This is a genomic window from Listeria kieliensis (assembly GCF_003369925.1).
GTDB lineage: Bacteria > Bacillota > Bacilli > Lactobacillales > Listeriaceae > Listeria > Listeria kieliensis_A.
Map to the genome: position 1 here is coordinate 478,560 of NZ_LARY01000001.1, position 15,523 is coordinate 494,082.

Here is a 15,523-nt window from a genome sequence, read left to right on the forward strand (position 1 = left end):
CTTTTTATTTTTTAGACCTCTTATAAAGGAATGGAAAACGTTTACCTAATGAGGGGACTTATGATAAGATAAACAGAGAAATAAAGCAAAAAAGGGTTAGGAGAATGACTGAAATGGATAAAGAAAAAATTGCAGATGCCGTTAGAATGATACTTGAAGCTGTTGGAGAAAATCCAGAGAGAGAAGGATTGATTGAAACACCAATGCGGGTTGCAAGAATGTATGAAGAAATATTCGCAGGCCTTCATAAAGATCCGTCTGTTCATTTTAATAAAGTTTTTGAAGAGCAACATGATGAGCTAGTTCTTGTAAAAGATATTCGCTTTTCGTCTGTCTGTGAACATCACTTGGTTCCGTTTTTTGGCGTGGCTCATGTTGCTTATCTTCCTCAAAATGGTCGAGTTGCAGGCTTGAGCAAATTAGCTCGTGTTGTTGATGATGTGAGTAAACGACCCCAATTGCAAGAACGAATTACGAAAACTGTGGCTGAAATTATGATGGATAAGTTGGATCCACTTGGTGTCATGGTGATTTTAGAAGCGGAACACATGTGCATGACGATTCGCGGTGTCAATAAGCCAGGAACGAAAACGGTGACAAGTGCAGTCCGTGGTGCATTCCGTACAGATGATAAGATTCGCAGTGAAGTCCTTTCATTAATTAAGCATTCTTAAAAGGCATAACTATTATCGTTTCGAAGTGGATTTATGCTATAATGAATCTTATGGATTATTGTTTTGAAGGGGAAGTTATTATGACTTATCAAGGGAGCCTCACACAACTGAAGGAAGTGGAAAGATTGGTTCATGATCGGACAGCGTATGAGTTTTTAAAGGAAAATTTTGATGGTCCAAAGACAGATCAAGATCAAATGCTCTGGCTGCATGAATCACTTCGGAACTCGGAACTTGTTGAAACGGATAAGTACCGGGTCATAACGGCTACGCTTTATGTTATCTTAGCCCATGATACGCATGAGGCAATTGATGAAGAAGGCGATGCTCGTAAATTAACGCTAAAAGAAAGAGAACTAACGGTTCTTGCTGGTGATTATTATAGCGCGCTTTATTACCGGACAATGGCTGAACTTGGTATGGTTGACTTACTTCGAGCTCTGCAGCGAGGTGTGCAAAAGATGAATACAGCCAAAACGAATATTTATCAACTTCATGTTTCATCTGATGAACAATATGCTTCTGAATTTAGAGCCGCATCGGCCGCTATTTTTTCGGAGTTTGCTCGTTATTTTGGAAAAGAAGACCATTTCGTTTTGCTTGCGGAGCGTGCACTTGCTTTGAAAAAATTATTTGACGAACGCACCTTTTATGAGGCGTACCATTCATCCACTTTGAAACGAGCTTATGAACATGGCTTTTTTGCTCGTGATGCAGCGGCTTCTTTTGAAGAATGGCTTGAACAGCTGATTTTAAGAGTTAAAAAAGAAATTATCGAACTTAGGGAAACTTGTGAACCCTTGTCTTCGGTGCTTGATATGCGTTTGCAAGAAATGCTACAGCGCTGACTTTAGAAAGGGGATAAAAATAAATGACGACTGAAAAAGAAGAAAAAGTGCATCATGTATTTGAAAAAATTTCATCGGATTATGACCGGATGAATAGTGTGATTAGTTTTAAACTTCACGTCCACTGGCGGAATGAAACGATGGAATTGATGCGCATGAAAAAAGGTGCCTCTGTTCTTGATGTTTGTTGTGGAACAGCAGATTGGACGATTTTGTCAGCTCGAGAAGTCGGTCCGTCTGGAAAAGTGACGGGCCTTGATTTTAGCTCGAATATGCTTCAAGTTGGTGAAGCAAAAGTGGCAGACTCGGGTCTTCAAAATATCGAATTAATGCAAGGAAACGCGATGGAATTACCATTTGCGGATAATTCGTTTGATTATGTGACGATTGGTTTTGGGTTACGTAATGTACCAGATTATTTAACCGTATTAAAAGAAATGTACCGGGTGTTAAAACCAGGTGGTCAAGCCGTTTGTCTAGATACGAGTCAACCGAATATTCCAGTTTGGCGCCCGTTCTTTAATACATATTTTCGCTATGTGATGCCGCTTTTTGGAAAGATTTTCGCGAAGAGTTATGATGAATATAGTTGGCTACAGGAATCAACACGTCACTTCCCAGGAATGGGTAAACTTTCCGATTTGTTTTATCAAGCAGGCTTTTCATATGTGCGCTATATTTCCCACAGTGGGGGCGCGAGCGCGACGCATTTCGGCTATAAAAAGGTGGCAGAAGATGAAATTTAATTTTTTGTATCCTTCTATTCAAAAGGATATTGACGAAGTAGAAAATGAATTAAAATTAGCGGTTTCGGACACGGATGCAGAAACGATTTCAGAAGCTGCACTCCACCTTTTAACAGCAGGTGGAAAACGAATCCGTCCCATGTTTGTTTGCTTAACTTCACGGCTTGGAGATGAAGTTGATCCCTCGCTTAGTAGAAGTGCCGCGACAGCCATTGAACTTATTCATATGGCATCGATTGTTCATGATGATGTTGTCGACGATGCGTCACTTAGACGAGGGCGTCCAACGATAAAATCCATTTGGGGCAATCATATTGCAATGTATACTGGGGATTTTTTGTTTGCAAAGTCGCTTGAATATATGACGCGAGTGAAGAATGAAAAAGCGCACTTGCTTCTTTCACAAGTGACCGTTGAGCTTGCAGTTGGTGAAATTGAGCAAATTAAAGATAAATATAATTTTGAACAAAGCGTTCGTTCTTATTTACGGCGGATTAAGCGGAAAACAGCTTTACTGATTGCAGCAAGTTGCGGGTTAGGCGGCATTATTGCTGATTTACCAGAAAAGCTTGATGATAAACTATATCTATTTGGATATTATGTAGGTATGGCTTTTCAAATCACAGATGATATTTTAGATTTTTCCCAAGATGAGAAAAAGCTCGGGAAACCAGCCGGAGAAGATTTAAGTCAAGGGAATGTGACACTACCAGTATTTTTCGCCATGCAAGATCCACTGCTTCGCAAACGGATTGAACGCGTGACGGAAACAACATCGAAAGAAGAGATTGACTATTTGGTGGAGGCCATCCGTAGTAGCGGCGCGATTGAAAAATCGGAACAAGTCGCAACGGATTATTTAAATAAAGCGGCAGGGATTTTGGGTGAATTTGGCCATCGTAAAGAAGTGAAGCCGCTCAGACAAATCATTAAAATGCTTGACAAGCGAGACTACTGAGGAGGGATTCGAATGGAAAGGACTTATGTTATGGTAAAACCTGATGGGGTTGCAAGAGGACTCGTTGGGAAAATCGTTGCTAGGTTTGAAGAAAAAGGCTTGAACTTAGTTGCTGCAAAGCTGTTTCAAATGGATAAGGCACTTGCGAAAAAGCATTATCAAGAGCATGCTAGTAAGCCGTTTTTTGTGGATTTGATTGACTTTATTACATCTGGACCTGTTTTTGCAATGGTTCTAGAAGGCGATGAAGTGATTTCTACCGCTCGAAAAATGATGGGCGCAACGAATCCACTTGAAGCCGCGCCGGGAACGATTCGGGCTGATTTCGCTGTACATACGAATCGCAATGTGATTCATGGTTCTGATAGCGCAGCTTCTGCTGAACGTGAAATTGGGTTGTTTTTTAAACCAGAAGAACTAGTTTCGGCAAAACGAGCTGATTGGAATTGGATTTAAACTGTCTTCTGTCTTAGAAGGCAGTTTTTTTATACCACAAAGGTTGTCTCAAGATGGGCCATATGATAAGATTATACACATATACTTTAAAGCGCTAAAATGAAGAAAAGGGGTCGAAGGAAAATGAGATATTTAACGGCTGGGGAATCACATGGACCAGGATTGTCATTAATTATTGAAGGCTTACCAGCGGGAATGCCGCTTCTTGCAAGTGATATTAACGTGGAATTAAAACGTCGTCAAGGCGGATATGGTCGCGGCGCAAGAATGAAAATTGAAAAGGATCAAGCAGAGTTAACGGCGGGTGTGAGACACGGAAAAACACTGGGATCACCGCTTGCTCTTTTTGTCGAAAATAAAGATTTTAAACACTGGGAAACGGTGATGAGTGCAGAGCCAGTCCCTGAAAAAAACGAAGCGTCAAGACGTGTTTCAAGACCAAGGCCGGGACATGCTGATTTAGTTGGTGGGATGAAATATGGACATCGTGATTTGCGCAATGTGTTAGAGCGTTCGAGCGCAAGGGAAACGACGGTCCGAGTGGCGGCTGGAGCAATCGCCAAAAAACTGCTCGCGGAACTTGGAATCAAAGTCGCTGGGCATGTGCTTGAAATTGGTGGCGTGCGCGCACAAATCGACCGGGACTATACGGTTCAGGAAATTGAGCAGATTGCGAATGAATCACCTGTACGCTCGCTTGATGCGAATCAGGAACAAGCGATGATGGATAAAATTGATGATACGAAGAAAAAAGGCGATACGATCGGTGGCGTGGTTGAAGTCGTGGTTGGCGGTGTGCCAGCTGGACTTGGAAGTTATGTGCAATGGGATAAAAAATTGGATGCTAAAATTGCGCGAGCGATCGTGAGCATCAATGCGTTTAAAGGTGCTGAGTTTGGTGTTGGTTTTGAAGCCGCACGGAAATATGGTAGCGAAGTGATGGATGAAATTTTGTATTCGGAAGAAGACGGCTACACGAGACGGACCAATCATTTGGGCGGCTTTGAAGGCGGCATGACAAATGGGATGCCAATTGTGGTTCGTGGGGTGATGAAGCCGATTCCGACGCTTTATAAGCCACTTCAAAGTGTCGATATTGATTCGAAGGAAGCTTTCACGGCGAGTGTGGAGCGATCAGATAGTTCAGCGGTTCCTGCGGCAAGCGTTGTAGCGGAAAACGTGGTTGCATGGGAAGTCGCAACGGCGATTCTTGACAAATATCAAAGTGACCGGTTGGATGTTTTAAAAGAACAGGTGGAAGCGGACCGGAAACGAATGAAGGAGTTTTAAGCATGCGCGAAATCAAAATTGAAACAGCTAGTCAAACTTACCCAGTTTATATTGGTGAGGCGCTTTTCGAATCGCTTAAATCCTCTTTTGCGAGGGAACTGAAGCGCTATTCGAAGCTTTTAGTTGTGACGGATCAACATGTTTCGAATCTGCACCGGGAAAAAATGGAACAGTTTTTAAGCGAATTTCAAAATGTTTCTTGGTTTGTAACGCCAAATGGGGAAGCAGCTAAGACGTTTTCGGTTTATGAAGCGGGCATCACAAAGGCGATTGAAGCGGGGCTTGATCGTAAATCTGCTTTGCTTGCTTTTGGCGGCGGCGTGATCGGCGACCTTGGTGGGATGATCGCGGCGACTTATATGCGTGGTATTCCTTTTTATCAATTTCCAACGACGGTGCTAGCGCATGATAGTGCGGTTGGTGGCAAGGTCGCGATCAATCACCCGCTCGGAAAGAATTTAGTTGGGAATTTTTATCAGCCTGAAGCGGTGGTTTATGATACGAGTTTGCTTGCGACGCTTTCGACTCGGGAGATGCGTTCGGGATTTGCTGAGCTCATTAAGCACGCGCTTATCAGTGACTCAAGTTTTTTAAAATCGCTTGAGGGAGACTTTGCATCGGAAGCGGATTTATACGGTAAGTCTTTGCCCTTGTTTCTTGAAAAAGGAATTGCTGTTAAGGCAGACATTGTGAAGCAGGATGAGACGGAACAAGGGGTTCGGGCGTTTCTTAATTTTGGTCATACGTTTGGCCATGCGCTTGAAGCTTTCGGCGGTTTTGAACGCTTTTTGCACGGTGAAGCGATTATTTATGGCATGCTTTATGCGCTACGCTTGAGTAAGAAACTTACGGGGCTTGATTTTGAAATGGCGCCATTTGAAGATTGGCTTGTTTCGCTTGGTTATGAGACAAAGCTTCCTCAAGATGTGCCTTTTGAGGCGATTTATGAAAACATGTTGCATGACAAGAAAACCACTTTTGGGGAGATTACGTTTGTACTCTTGCGTGAAGTGGGAAGTCTTACTTTACAAACGATCAGCCAAGAGGTGCTTGAAGAAACATTTACGCAGTTTAAAGAAGGAGGAGACGCATGATGCGAGCGATTCGTGGAGCTACAACGGTAAAAGAAAACCGAGCAAATGAGATTTATTCGGCTACAGATGAATTATTTCGACAAATTTTGCGAGAAAATAAGCTAACTAACCCGGAGCAACTAGTATCTGTGATTATTACGGCAACGCCTGATCTAAATGCGGCTTTTCCGGCTCGGGCGATTCGAGAATGCGAAGGGTTTGAATTGCTTCCTGTGATGGGGATGGTTGAAACGGACGTGCCAGGCGCACCGCGGAAGTGCATTCGGCTGATGGTACATGTAGAGATCGATCAGCAGCTTGCAGATGTGAAACATGTTTATTTGAACGATGCGGCGAAACTTAGACCGGATCTTGCAAGAAAGCGAGATGAGGCTTGATGAAATGGAATGAAACACTTGCTGGGCTTGGGTCTTATAAGCCCGGAAAGCGTGAGGAACAAGTGAAAGCGGAACTCGGCCTTGAACGAATCGTGAAGCTGTCTTCAAATGAAAATCCTTTTGGAACTTCTGAGGCGGTTCGTAAATGCTTGCGGGAGCTTAGCTATGAATCTTTTACGGAGCTTTATCCGGATGGGCATGCGGCGGCGCTTCGTAAGGCGGTTGCTTCGTTTTATCAGTTAGAGGAAAGCGAACTGATTTTTACGGCTGGCGTGGATGAGCTGATTGGTCTTTTGGCGCGAGCGCTTCTTCGTCCCGATGTCAATACAGTGATGGCGACGCCAACGTTTGTTCAATATGCTCATCATGCGAAGATTTGCGGGGCCGAGCTGCGCGAGGTACCGCTACTTGAAGATGGTGCCCATGATCTTGAAAAAATGTTCGAGCAGATTGATGAAAATACTGCGGTAGTTTGGATTTGTAATCCGAATAATCCAACAGGGAATTTTTTAGATTTGGATGCGGTTGAGGCATTTTTGAAGCGAGTTCCAAAGGAAACGCTTGTCGTTTTGGATGAGGCTTACATCGAATATGTGGAACCTGTTCCGCATGCGCATGAGCACTGGATTCGCACTTATCCGAATTTAGTGATTACAAGGACGTTTAGTAAGATTTATGGGCTTGCTAGTGCGCGAGTGGGTTATGGGATGGCAAGTCCGGCTATTATTAGTCAACTCAATGTAATTCGTTCGCCTTTTAATACAACAACGATTGGTCAAGCGCTTGCGATTGAAGCGCTTTCGGATCAAGATTTTATCGCCAAGTGCCGCAAGGAAAACAAGTTGGGTATTGCTCAATATGAGGCGTTTGCTGAACAATATCATGAAGTAAAACTTTATCCTTCTTGCGGGAATTTTGTTTTGCTTGAGTTTCAGTGCTCGGGGCAAAGTGTGTTTCGCTATTTAGAAGAAAAGGGCTATATTACGCGTTCTGGAGAGACGCTCGGGTTTCCAAACGCGGTGCGAATTACGATTGGGCGTGCGGAAGACAATGCTGAAGTGATTCGTTTGCTCGCGGCATTTTTACGCTAAGGAGGCGTTTTTTTGAAAGGAAATGTAGTGATCGTTGGGCTTGGACTGATTGGTGGGTCGATAGCGCTTGCGATCCGAGAAAAGCATCCAGACGCGCATATTATTGGGCTTGATGTATCCATGAGGACACTTGAAACGGGGCTTGAACTGGGGGTTATTGATGAAATCGGCGAGAGTCTTTTGATTGATGCACCGTGTGCGGATTTGCTCATTTTTTGTTGTCCGGTGAAGGAAACGGAAGCACTTTTGCGCCATTTACCGAAGTTAAGCTTGAAAGAGTCGCTGATTGTGACCGATACGGGAAGCACCAAATCGGGAATTATGGCTTGCGCAGAAGATCTTGCGAAACGCGGTATTACGTTTATTGGCGGTCACCCGATGGCAGGGTCACATAAAAGTGGCGTGACAGCGGCCAAACGGTTATTATTTGAAAATGCTTATTATTTACTTACTCCTTTTGAAGGAGAAGATGCGCGGCGTGTTTTGGAGTTAAGAGAGTGGCTTTCTGGGACAAATGCGAAATTTTTGCGTCTTTCGCCGGTTGAGCATGATGAAATTACGGGTATGCTCAGTCACTTACCGCATATTATTGCCGCTGCGCTTGTTCGGCAAACGGAAGGTTTTACACGCCTTCATCCTCAGGCATTTCAGCTTGCAGCAGGCGGTTTTCGAGATATTACACGAATTGCTTCATCGGATCCGCGAATGTGGACGGACATTTCGTTAAGTAACCAAGGGATTTTGATTGAACAACTGGAAAGTTGGAAATTAGCGATGGAAGAAGCGCTTCAAATGCTTGAAGCTGGAGAAAGCCAAGCGATTTATCGTTTTTTTGATGAAGCGAAGGAATTCCGTGATACGCTTCCTGTTCATAAGGGCGCAATTCCTGCGTTTTATGATTTATTCGTGGATGTTCCAGATTATCCCGGGATTATTTCAGAAGTAACTGGTTATTTAGCTAAGTGGGAAATTAGCTTGACCAATTTAAAGATTCTTGAAACACGTGAAGATATTTTTGGGATTTTGCAAATTACATTTCAAACGGAAGAAGACAGGAGCCGTGCAAAAGCCTGTATTGAAGAACAAAGTGACTTTTTATGTTATTACGAAGAATAAGGAGATAGCGCTATGAAACTAATAACGAATCAAACGGGCTTGAAGGGAACAATCGAAGTTCCTGGTGACAAATCAATTTCACATCGCAGTATCATGTTTGGTGCGCTTGCGGAAGGGAAAACTCGAATTCACCATTTTTTAGAAGCTGAGGATTGCTTGAGCACGATTGATGTCTTTCAAAAGCTTGGCGTAAAGATTGAACGGTTGGATTCAGAAGTTGTGGTTCACGGTGTGGGTGGCTTTCAAGGGTTAAAAAAGCCGATGTCTGACCTTTACGTTGGAAATTCAGGGACGACGATCCGACTCTTGATGGGTATCCTTGCTGGTGCTTCATTTGATGCTGTCTTAACGGGAGACGATTCTATCCAAAAGCGTCCGATGAATCGTGTAAGTAAACCTCTTGAACAAATGGGGGCGCGCATTGAAACAAAGGATAATGCGGGTTTTGCGCCAGTTCACTTGCATGGTGGCAACCAACTTTCAGGTATTCACTATGAAATGCCTGTTGCAAGTGCACAAGTGAAAAGCGCGATTTTATTTGCCGCGCTTCAAGCGGGCGGAGAAACAGTGATTCATGAAAAGGAAAAAACGCGTAATCACACAGAGGAAATGATTCGCTTGTTTGGCGGAGAAATCCATGAAGAGGGACTTACTGTCAGACTTTCAGGCAATCAGCGTTTTATGGGGCAAGAAGTCCTTGTACCGGGAGATATTTCCTCCGCCGCTTTTTTTATTGCACTTGGATTGCTTGTGCCTGATTCGAGCATTCGCTTAACGAATGTGGGACTTAACCCAACGCGGACGGGTATCCTTGATGTAGTCGAAGCGATGGGTGGAAAGCTTACAAAAGAAGCTTCCACATTTTCGGGAACTATCCAAGTAGAAACATCGAATTTACGGGGAACAGTCATTGAAGGATCTCTTATTCCGCGTTTAATTGATGAACTTCCCATTATTGCGCTTCTTGCGACACAAGCAGAGGGTGAAACGATCATTCGCGATGCAGAAGAACTAAAAGTCAAAGAAACCAATCGTATTGATGCGGTCGCGAAGGAACTAGCGAAAATGGGAGCTAACATTACCCCAACAGAAGATGGCTTAATTATTCATGGAAAAACGCCACTACACGGGGCAAAGGTAACGAGTTATGGAGATCACCGGATCGGTATGATGTTACAAATTGCGGCACTTCTCGTAAAAGAAGGAGAGGTAGAGCTTGAAAAAGCAGAAGCGGTAGCTGTTTCTTACCCCGATTTTTTTGAAGTGATCGAGTCGCTGATAGGTTGAAGCTCTAAGCTCAATTACTTTGAAACTCCTGTTCCTTTTGTTATAATGTGGGTTATTATGTGGTGAGTGAGGGGTGTCATTTTGAAAAATGCGGAAAAAATGCTAAGCGCACTCGAACATGAAAACATGGACGAAGCCAAAAAATATTTTGATGCTGTGATTGCGGGAGATTCTCCGGAAGAACAGTTCTTTTTAGCAGAACAATTGTTTAGTTTAGGTTTTTTGGATGAAACGGAAGACCTTTATGAACTTTTACTGGCTGCCTTTCCAAATGAAGGTGAGTTATACGTTCGGCTTGCTGAGGTATCGATTGAAAAAGACCAATTAGATGAAGCGGCTGAACGACTAGAACAAATTAGCCCCGAGGATGATGCTTATCTCGAAAGCTTACTTGTTGCGGCAGATCTTTATCAAATGCAGGGACTCTTTGAAGTTACTGAACAAAAATTGCAACAAGCGAAAAGTCTTGCACCAAATGAACCGATTATTGATTTTGCGCTTGGAGAATATTATCTATCACAGGCGCGTTTTGCCTCTGCCGTGCAAAGTTACCAATCAGTGCTTGACGCGGGAATCACAGCTCTTCAAGATGAAACGATTTCCGTTTATGTGCGAATGGCAGAAGCGCTTAGTGCAAGTGGAGCGTTTGAAGAAGCGATTCCTTATTATGAAAAAGCGCTTGAGGAAAACGAATCGCTTGATACGTTATTTGGACTTGGCTTAACAGCTTTTCAAGCAAAGGAATATGCAACAGCGATTCATTCATTTGAACATTTGAAAGAACATGATCCAAGCTACACGACGCTTTATCCTTATCTGGCTAAGAGCTATGAAGAAAATGGTCAGAAAGAACAAGCACTAGAAATTTTGGAAGAGGGACTTAAGCACGATGAATTCAATAAAGAACTCTTTTTTGAAGCAGGCCAATTAGCACTTTCGCTAAATCGTTTGGAAGAAGCGGAACACTTTTTCAGACAAGCCTTAGTGCTTGATCCTGAATATATTGCGGCTATGCTTGAATTAAATAAACTGTTACTTGATAAGGCAGATTATGAGGGACTAACTGAGATTTTTGAAGGAGTTAGTGATGAACTCATCACGGAGCCACAAATTTTCTGGGACTTAAGTGTTGCATATCAAGAGACAGAACAATATAATAAGGCAAAAGAAAATTTTGAGAAGGCCTATCCTCATTTCAAAAATAACCCAACGTTTTTACGTGAATATGGATTGTTTTTACGTGAAGAAGGAGATCCAAAAGCAACTACTATTTTGAATGACTATCTTACTTTTGAACCTGAGGACGAGGAAATCCGAAGTTTGCTTGATTTTTGATGAAAAATTCGGAAGGAGTGATGGTTATGAAGACACCCATTTCTGTGGATGAAAAAAAAGACTTTATTCGTTGGCTACTCAATACGCATCAAATGAAGATGCGGGAAGCGATGTGGGTTCTTAATTATATTGCTGGTCATGATCAAATTATGAAGTATGTTCACTTTGTAGATGATCTTGATGGCAAAAATCGAGGTCTTGTCCTTTCTGCGCACGGAGTCGATAACGAACCATTCCGATTTTTTAAAGGCAACTTAACTACGTCAGATCCAGAGAAAGCTTTTCACGATATTCGTTTAAACTGGGATGAAAATCTCTATATTATGTTGCATTTCAAAGAAGCATTAAGTTCACCTGAATATGCGCTTGTGCGGGAAGAAAATTCAGCACAAGAACTTAAAATTGGTGAAGATGAAAAGCTTTTAGCTGAAAAATTTTTAGATCAGATGATGAGCCGTTTTGAACAAGAAGCGTTAAAGCAAGAAATTGATCAGGCGCTCGATCGTCGTGACAAAGAAACCTTTTTAAAATTGTCTGCATTACTTCAAGAAAAAACATTCTAATTATTTACTTTAAGCTGGACGCAGACCTTGCTTCCAGCTTAAAAAATGTTTTTTGGGGGGAAGCTTGTGTATCAATTACTTGCCAATCGTTCTTTTTTGCGGTTGCTTATGGCAGTGAATCTGCTAGGGGCGATTTACGGCTATATTTGGTATTTGCCACAGTTGCAGTTGACGAAAGCTCGATTTTGGCTTTTTGTACCAGATAGTCCAACAGCTATTTTGTTTTTCACCTTTGTTTTGATTGCTTTTTTGGGGAAAAAGCACTGGCCACTTATGGAAGCGCTAGCCTTTGTTTGTCTTGTGAAATACGGAATCTGGGCAGTGGGAATGAATATCTTTTTAATGATTGATCAAAAAATGATTTTACTTACGAGTGTGATGTTGCTTCTTAGTCATGGATTCATGGCTTTAGAAGGAATTCTTTATGCGCCATTTTATCGCTTTCGGATAAGCCATTTTATGATTGCGGCGGTTTGGGTTTTACATAATGATGTGATTGATTACTTATTTGGGCAAATGCCGATCTATATGGGACTAGAGCGCTACTTGCCTTATATTGGATACGCAACTTTTTGGCTTTCGGTGTTTGTTTTGTGGTTGGTTTACCGGAAATCTATTCGGAAAAACCGGTTTAAGCTAGAGCTTTATTAAGTTAGTTGGTTCTTTCAGTAGAAAATAAGATTTTTCTCATTTTAAGCTTTTCCCATTGAGACTTTTTGGGAGTTCCTTTATAATTAAAACTAATCATTATTAGGAAAACAATTTGAGGAGGAAGTTAAGAAAATGCCCTTAGGTACGTATATTTTATACTTTGTTATTGTAGCCGCGATTCCGCTTTGGGCGCAGTTTCGTGTTAAAACGACTTATTCACAATACTCCAAGGTTGGCGTTAGAAGTGGGCTAACGGGTGCAGAAGTTGCGCGAATGATTCTTGACCGGAATGGCTTATCGAGCGTTCCAGTTCAAGCAACAAGTGGAGTTTTAAGTGACCACTATGATCCTAGAAAAAAAGCTGTTTTCTTGTCAGAATCTAATTATCATGAAGCATCAATCGCAGCAGCAGCAGTAGCTGCACATGAAGTGGGACATGCGATTCAAGATAAAGAGGATTATGCTTTTATGCGTTTTCGTTCAGCACTTGTACCGATCACTTCATTTAGCTCCAACATTTCATGGGTGTTTTTAATCATTGGGATGATTGCAACAATGCCAAGCTTAATGCTCGTGGGAATCGTGCTAATGGCAGTGGGTGTGTTGTTTCAGCTTGTGACGCTCCCCGTAGAATTCGATGCAAGTAAACGAGCACTTGTTCAACTTGAAGACGGTGGATTTTTAATACAACAAGAAGTGCCACAAGCAAGAAAAGTACTTAGCGCTGCTGCCATGACTTATGTGGCTGCCATGGCTGTTGCTGTACTTGAGCTTCTACGCTTGTTGCTAATCTTTACAAATATGAACCGGAATTAGTTAAAACCTGAGACTCTTCTCAGGTTTTTTCGTGAATTTTTTAAAAGGAGTAATGGAATGGATTTTGATGTAATTGTGATTGGTGGAGGACCATCTGGATTAATGGCGGCTATTTCAGCTGCTGAACAAAATAAACAAGTTTTATTGATTGAAAAGGGCCCTAAATTAGGAAGAAAGCTGATTTTATCTGGAGGAGGACGGTGCAATGTAACAAATCGTAGACCTGTAGATGAAATTATTCAGCATATTCCTGGGAATGGACGCTTTTTATATAGTGCGTTTCATCAATTTGACAATGAAGATATTATCACGTTTTTTGAAAAACTAGGGGTTCAATTAAAAGAAGAAGACCATGGTCGAATGTTTCCAGTGTCAAATAGTGCACGTTCCGTTGCAGAAGCAATGATTCAGCGCATGGAGAAACTAAATGTAAAAGTCTATATGAAGACAGCCGTTAAACGAGTTTGCTATGAAAATGGGGCAACAACTGGGGTTATCCTTCTGGATGGGCAAGAAATAACGGCGAGAAGTGTGATTGTAGCTGTAGGTGGGAAATCAGTTCCACGCACTGGTTCTACAGGAGATGGTTATGCTTGGGCAAAAGAAGCAGGGCACACTATCACGGAACTTTATCCAACAGAAGTACCGATCACTTCGAATGAAGAGTTTATTCAAAAAAAACGTCTACAAGGTATTTCACTTCGCGATATAGCGCTTTCAGTGTTTAACTCCAAAGGAAAACCGATCATTACCCACCAAATGGATATGATCTTTACTCACTTTGGGATTTCAGGACCTGCCGCACTGCGGTGTAGCATGTTTGTTTTGAAAGAATTGAAAAATCAAAACCAAGTGACGATGCAGCTTGATTTATTTCCTGATGAATCACCGGAAACTTTAAAAAAACGCGTTTTTGCACTACTTGAAGCGAGTCCTAAAAAAGCTTTGAAAAATGCACTTGCCTCACTTACACAAGAAAAACTACTACTTTTTTTGCTAGAAAAAGCGAATTTAGATATTGAAAATTCATATCGACAAGTCAGCCCAAAGAAACTAGATCAATTTGTTTGGTCACTTAAAAACTTTCTCTTTACAGTAAACGGAACATTAAGTTTTGATAAAGCCTTTGTAACGGGTGGCGGTGTTTCTATTAAAGAAATTAATCCTCGAGAAATGCAGTCTAAACTCATGTCTGGATTGTTTTTTTGTGGTGAAATTTTAGATATTAATGGCTATACCGGCGGATATAATATCACTTGCGCTCTTGTAACAGGGCACACGGCAGGGGAGAACGCAGCTTTTTTTGCAGAACAAGGTAATTAAACTGGACGAATAAAAAAGAACAGAAGTGACGGGAAGTCCATTTTGTAGTAAGGCTATCCGCTTCATTTCTGTTCTTTTAAATGTAACTTGAATCGTACTTAAGCTATTTTTCGCTGTCTAATACAAACTTGCTGACAAAAGCAGCTAAAATTCCTCCAAGTATCGGAGCTATAATGAAAAGCCAAAGTTCAGAAAGTGCACTCTGGCCTACAAATAAAGCAGGTGCAATACTTCTCGCTGGATTAACAGATGTTCCAGTTAAAGGAATGCCAAGCAAATGAACAAGTGTCAAAGTGAGTCCAATAGCAAGACCTGCAAAAGCTGTATTTCCTTTTTTTCCGGTTACAGCCATCACAACTAAAACGAAAATAAAGGTTAAGATCACTTCTACTAAAAATGCGCCTGAAACTGAAAGGGCACCAAATCCATTTTGACCAAGATTATCTGTCGGAAGAGAAGAGGTAAGTAAAAAAGTTCGAAGTGTGAGCGTTGCGACAATCCCTCCCAAAATTTGTGCAATCAGATAAATAAGAAGTTCTTTTAACGGCATGCGTTTATTGATAAACATGGCAATGGAAACAGCAGGATTGATATGACAACCTGAAATCGTTCCAATACTATAAGCCATGGCAACAATAGAAAGGCCGAATGCGAGTGCAATGCCTGGTGTCCCAACTCCTTCTATGCCGCCCCCAAGGACAGCGGTTCCGGTACCAAACAGAACGAGTGTAAAAGTGCCGATAAATTCAGCTAAAGCTTTTTTCAAAATCTTTCCTCCTTAAAACATGAATAATATAGAGATCCTATACTATTATAATGGTTTTTTTATGTTAAAAAATCTAGATTTAATGTTTTATGAGTGAAATTTTGGCGTTTCGATGAATAAATAAAATCAAAA

17 protein-coding genes are annotated in these 15,523 nt (G+C 41.8%); 16 read left to right on the top strand and 1 reads right to left on the bottom strand.

The genetic code is table 11. The features are described 5' to 3' along the window. Positions 1-104: 104 nt before the first annotated feature. The 16 genes from folE (at position 105) to UR08_RS02510 (ending at position 14,625) form a co-directional block, all read left to right on the top strand. Entirely contained in the window at positions 105-674 is a 570-nt protein-coding gene (gene folE / locus UR08_RS02435; RefSeq protein WP_115752070.1) for a GTP cyclohydrolase I FolE, read from the top strand. Between the two features lie 80 nt (positions 675-754). Next, entirely contained in the window at positions 755-1,522 is a 768-nt protein-coding gene (locus UR08_RS02440) for a heptaprenyl diphosphate synthase component 1 (RefSeq protein ID WP_115752071.1), read from the top strand. 23 nt (positions 1,523-1,545) lie between these two features. After that, positions 1,546-2,268: a demethylmenaquinone methyltransferase gene (locus UR08_RS02445; RefSeq protein WP_115752072.1), complete on the top strand. Its 723-nt coding sequence runs from the start codon at positions 1,546-1,548 to the stop codon at positions 2,266-2,268. Next, positions 2,258-3,226 carry a heptaprenyl diphosphate synthase component II gene (gene hepT, locus UR08_RS02450; RefSeq protein ID WP_115752073.1) on the top strand — a complete coding sequence of 323 codons (969 nt, stop codon included), beginning with the start codon at positions 2,258-2,260 and terminating at the stop codon, positions 3,224-3,226. Before UR08_RS02445 ends, hepT begins: the two co-directional genes overlap by 11 nt. Before the next feature lie 12 nt (positions 3,227-3,238). Beyond that, on the top strand, positions 3,239-3,682 hold the full coding sequence (gene ndk / locus UR08_RS02455) for a nucleoside-diphosphate kinase (protein ID WP_115752074.1): 444 nt from the start codon (positions 3,239-3,241) through the stop codon (positions 3,680-3,682). Between the two features lie 123 nt (positions 3,683-3,805). After that, positions 3,806-4,972, top strand: coding sequence for a chorismate synthase (aroC, locus tag UR08_RS02460; RefSeq protein WP_115752075.1), 1,167 nt, complete (start codon positions 3,806-3,808; stop codon positions 4,970-4,972). Between the two features lie 2 nt (positions 4,973-4,974). Beyond that, the gene (gene aroB / locus UR08_RS02465; protein ID WP_115752076.1) at positions 4,975-6,066 is read left to right on the top strand and encodes a 3-dehydroquinate synthase; all 1,092 of its coding nucleotides are present in this window, start codon (positions 4,975-4,977) and stop codon (positions 6,064-6,066) included. After that, positions 6,066-6,443 (top strand): chorismate mutase, encoded by a 378-nt coding sequence (gene aroH, locus UR08_RS02470; protein ID WP_115752696.1) that lies wholly within the window; start codon positions 6,066-6,068, stop codon positions 6,441-6,443. Before aroB ends, aroH begins: the two co-directional genes overlap by 1 nt. Beyond that, positions 6,443-7,534 carry a histidinol-phosphate transaminase gene (gene hisC, locus UR08_RS02475; RefSeq protein WP_115752077.1) on the top strand — a complete coding sequence of 364 codons (1,092 nt, stop codon included), beginning with the start codon at positions 6,443-6,445 and terminating at the stop codon, positions 7,532-7,534. The genes aroH and hisC overlap by 1 nt, the downstream gene beginning before the upstream one ends. A gap of 12 nt (positions 7,535-7,546) precedes the next feature. Then, on the top strand, positions 7,547-8,650 hold the full coding sequence (locus UR08_RS02480; protein ID WP_115752078.1) for a prephenate dehydrogenase: 1,104 nt from the start codon (positions 7,547-7,549) through the stop codon (positions 8,648-8,650). A 12-nt stretch (positions 8,651-8,662) separates the two neighbouring features. Beyond that, entirely contained in the window at positions 8,663-9,937 is a 1,275-nt protein-coding gene (gene aroA, locus UR08_RS02485) for a 3-phosphoshikimate 1-carboxyvinyltransferase (RefSeq protein ID WP_115752079.1), read from the top strand. 81 nt (positions 9,938-10,018) lie between these two features. After that, positions 10,019-11,272, top strand: a complete 1,254-nt coding sequence (locus UR08_RS02490) for a tetratricopeptide repeat protein (RefSeq protein ID WP_115752080.1) — start codon at positions 10,019-10,021, stop codon at positions 11,270-11,272. 26 nt (positions 11,273-11,298) lie between these two features. Further along, positions 11,299-11,835, top strand: coding sequence for a ReoY family proteolytic degradation factor (locus tag UR08_RS02495; RefSeq protein WP_115752081.1), 537 nt, complete (start codon positions 11,299-11,301; stop codon positions 11,833-11,835). 45 nt (positions 11,836-11,880) lie between these two features. Continuing rightward, positions 11,881-12,486 carry a lipoprotein heptaprenylglyceryl N-acetyltransferase LhaT gene (gene lhaT / locus UR08_RS02500; RefSeq protein WP_115752082.1) on the top strand — a complete coding sequence of 202 codons (606 nt, stop codon included), beginning with the start codon at positions 11,881-11,883 and terminating at the stop codon, positions 12,484-12,486. Between the two features lie 132 nt (positions 12,487-12,618). Beyond that, positions 12,619-13,302, top strand: a complete 684-nt coding sequence (locus tag UR08_RS02505) for a zinc metallopeptidase (protein WP_115752083.1) — start codon at positions 12,619-12,621, stop codon at positions 13,300-13,302. A 57-nt stretch (positions 13,303-13,359) separates the two neighbouring features. Further along, entirely contained in the window at positions 13,360-14,625 is a 1,266-nt protein-coding gene (locus UR08_RS02510; protein WP_115752084.1) for a BaiN/RdsA family NAD(P)/FAD-dependent oxidoreductase, read from the top strand. A 103-nt stretch (positions 14,626-14,728) separates the two neighbouring features. Here the strand turns inward: UR08_RS02510 and UR08_RS02515 are convergent, their stop codons facing one another. Then, entirely contained in the window at positions 14,729-15,394 is a 666-nt protein-coding gene (locus UR08_RS02515) for an MIP family channel protein (protein ID WP_165849951.1), read from the bottom strand. Between the last annotated feature and the right edge of the window lie 129 nt (positions 15,395-15,523).

Coding starts and splice junctions, on each gene's coding strand:
- ndk (WP_115752074.1), top strand. CDS start 3,239: ATGGAAAGGACTTATGTTATGGTAAAACCTGATGGGGTTGCAAGAGGA.
- folE (WP_115752070.1), top strand. CDS start 105: ATGACTGAAATGGATAAAGAAAAAATTGCAGATGCCGTTAGAATGATA.
- aroA (WP_115752079.1), top strand. CDS start 8,663: ATGAAACTAATAACGAATCAAACGGGCTTGAAGGGAACAATCGAAGTT.
- UR08_RS02495 (WP_115752081.1), top strand. CDS start 11,299: ATGAAGACACCCATTTCTGTGGATGAAAAAAAAGACTTTATTCGTTGG.
- aroC (WP_115752075.1), top strand. CDS start 3,806: ATGAGATATTTAACGGCTGGGGAATCACATGGACCAGGATTGTCATTA.
- aroH (WP_115752696.1), top strand. CDS start 6,066: ATGCGAGCGATTCGTGGAGCTACAACGGTAAAAGAAAACCGAGCAAAT.
- hisC (WP_115752077.1), top strand. CDS start 6,443: ATGAAATGGAATGAAACACTTGCTGGGCTTGGGTCTTATAAGCCCGGA.
- UR08_RS02440 (WP_115752071.1), top strand. CDS start 755: ATGACTTATCAAGGGAGCCTCACACAACTGAAGGAAGTGGAAAGATTG.
- UR08_RS02510 (WP_115752084.1), top strand. CDS start 13,360: ATGGATTTTGATGTAATTGTGATTGGTGGAGGACCATCTGGATTAATG.
- aroB (WP_115752076.1), top strand. CDS start 4,975: ATGCGCGAAATCAAAATTGAAACAGCTAGTCAAACTTACCCAGTTTAT.
- lhaT (WP_115752082.1), top strand. CDS start 11,881: ATGTTTTTTGGGGGGAAGCTTGTGTATCAATTACTTGCCAATCGTTCT.
- hepT (WP_115752073.1), top strand. CDS start 2,258: ATGAAATTTAATTTTTTGTATCCTTCTATTCAAAAGGATATTGACGAA.
- UR08_RS02505 (WP_115752083.1), top strand. CDS start 12,619: ATGCCCTTAGGTACGTATATTTTATACTTTGTTATTGTAGCCGCGATT.
- UR08_RS02445 (WP_115752072.1), top strand. CDS start 1,546: ATGACGACTGAAAAAGAAGAAAAAGTGCATCATGTATTTGAAAAAATT.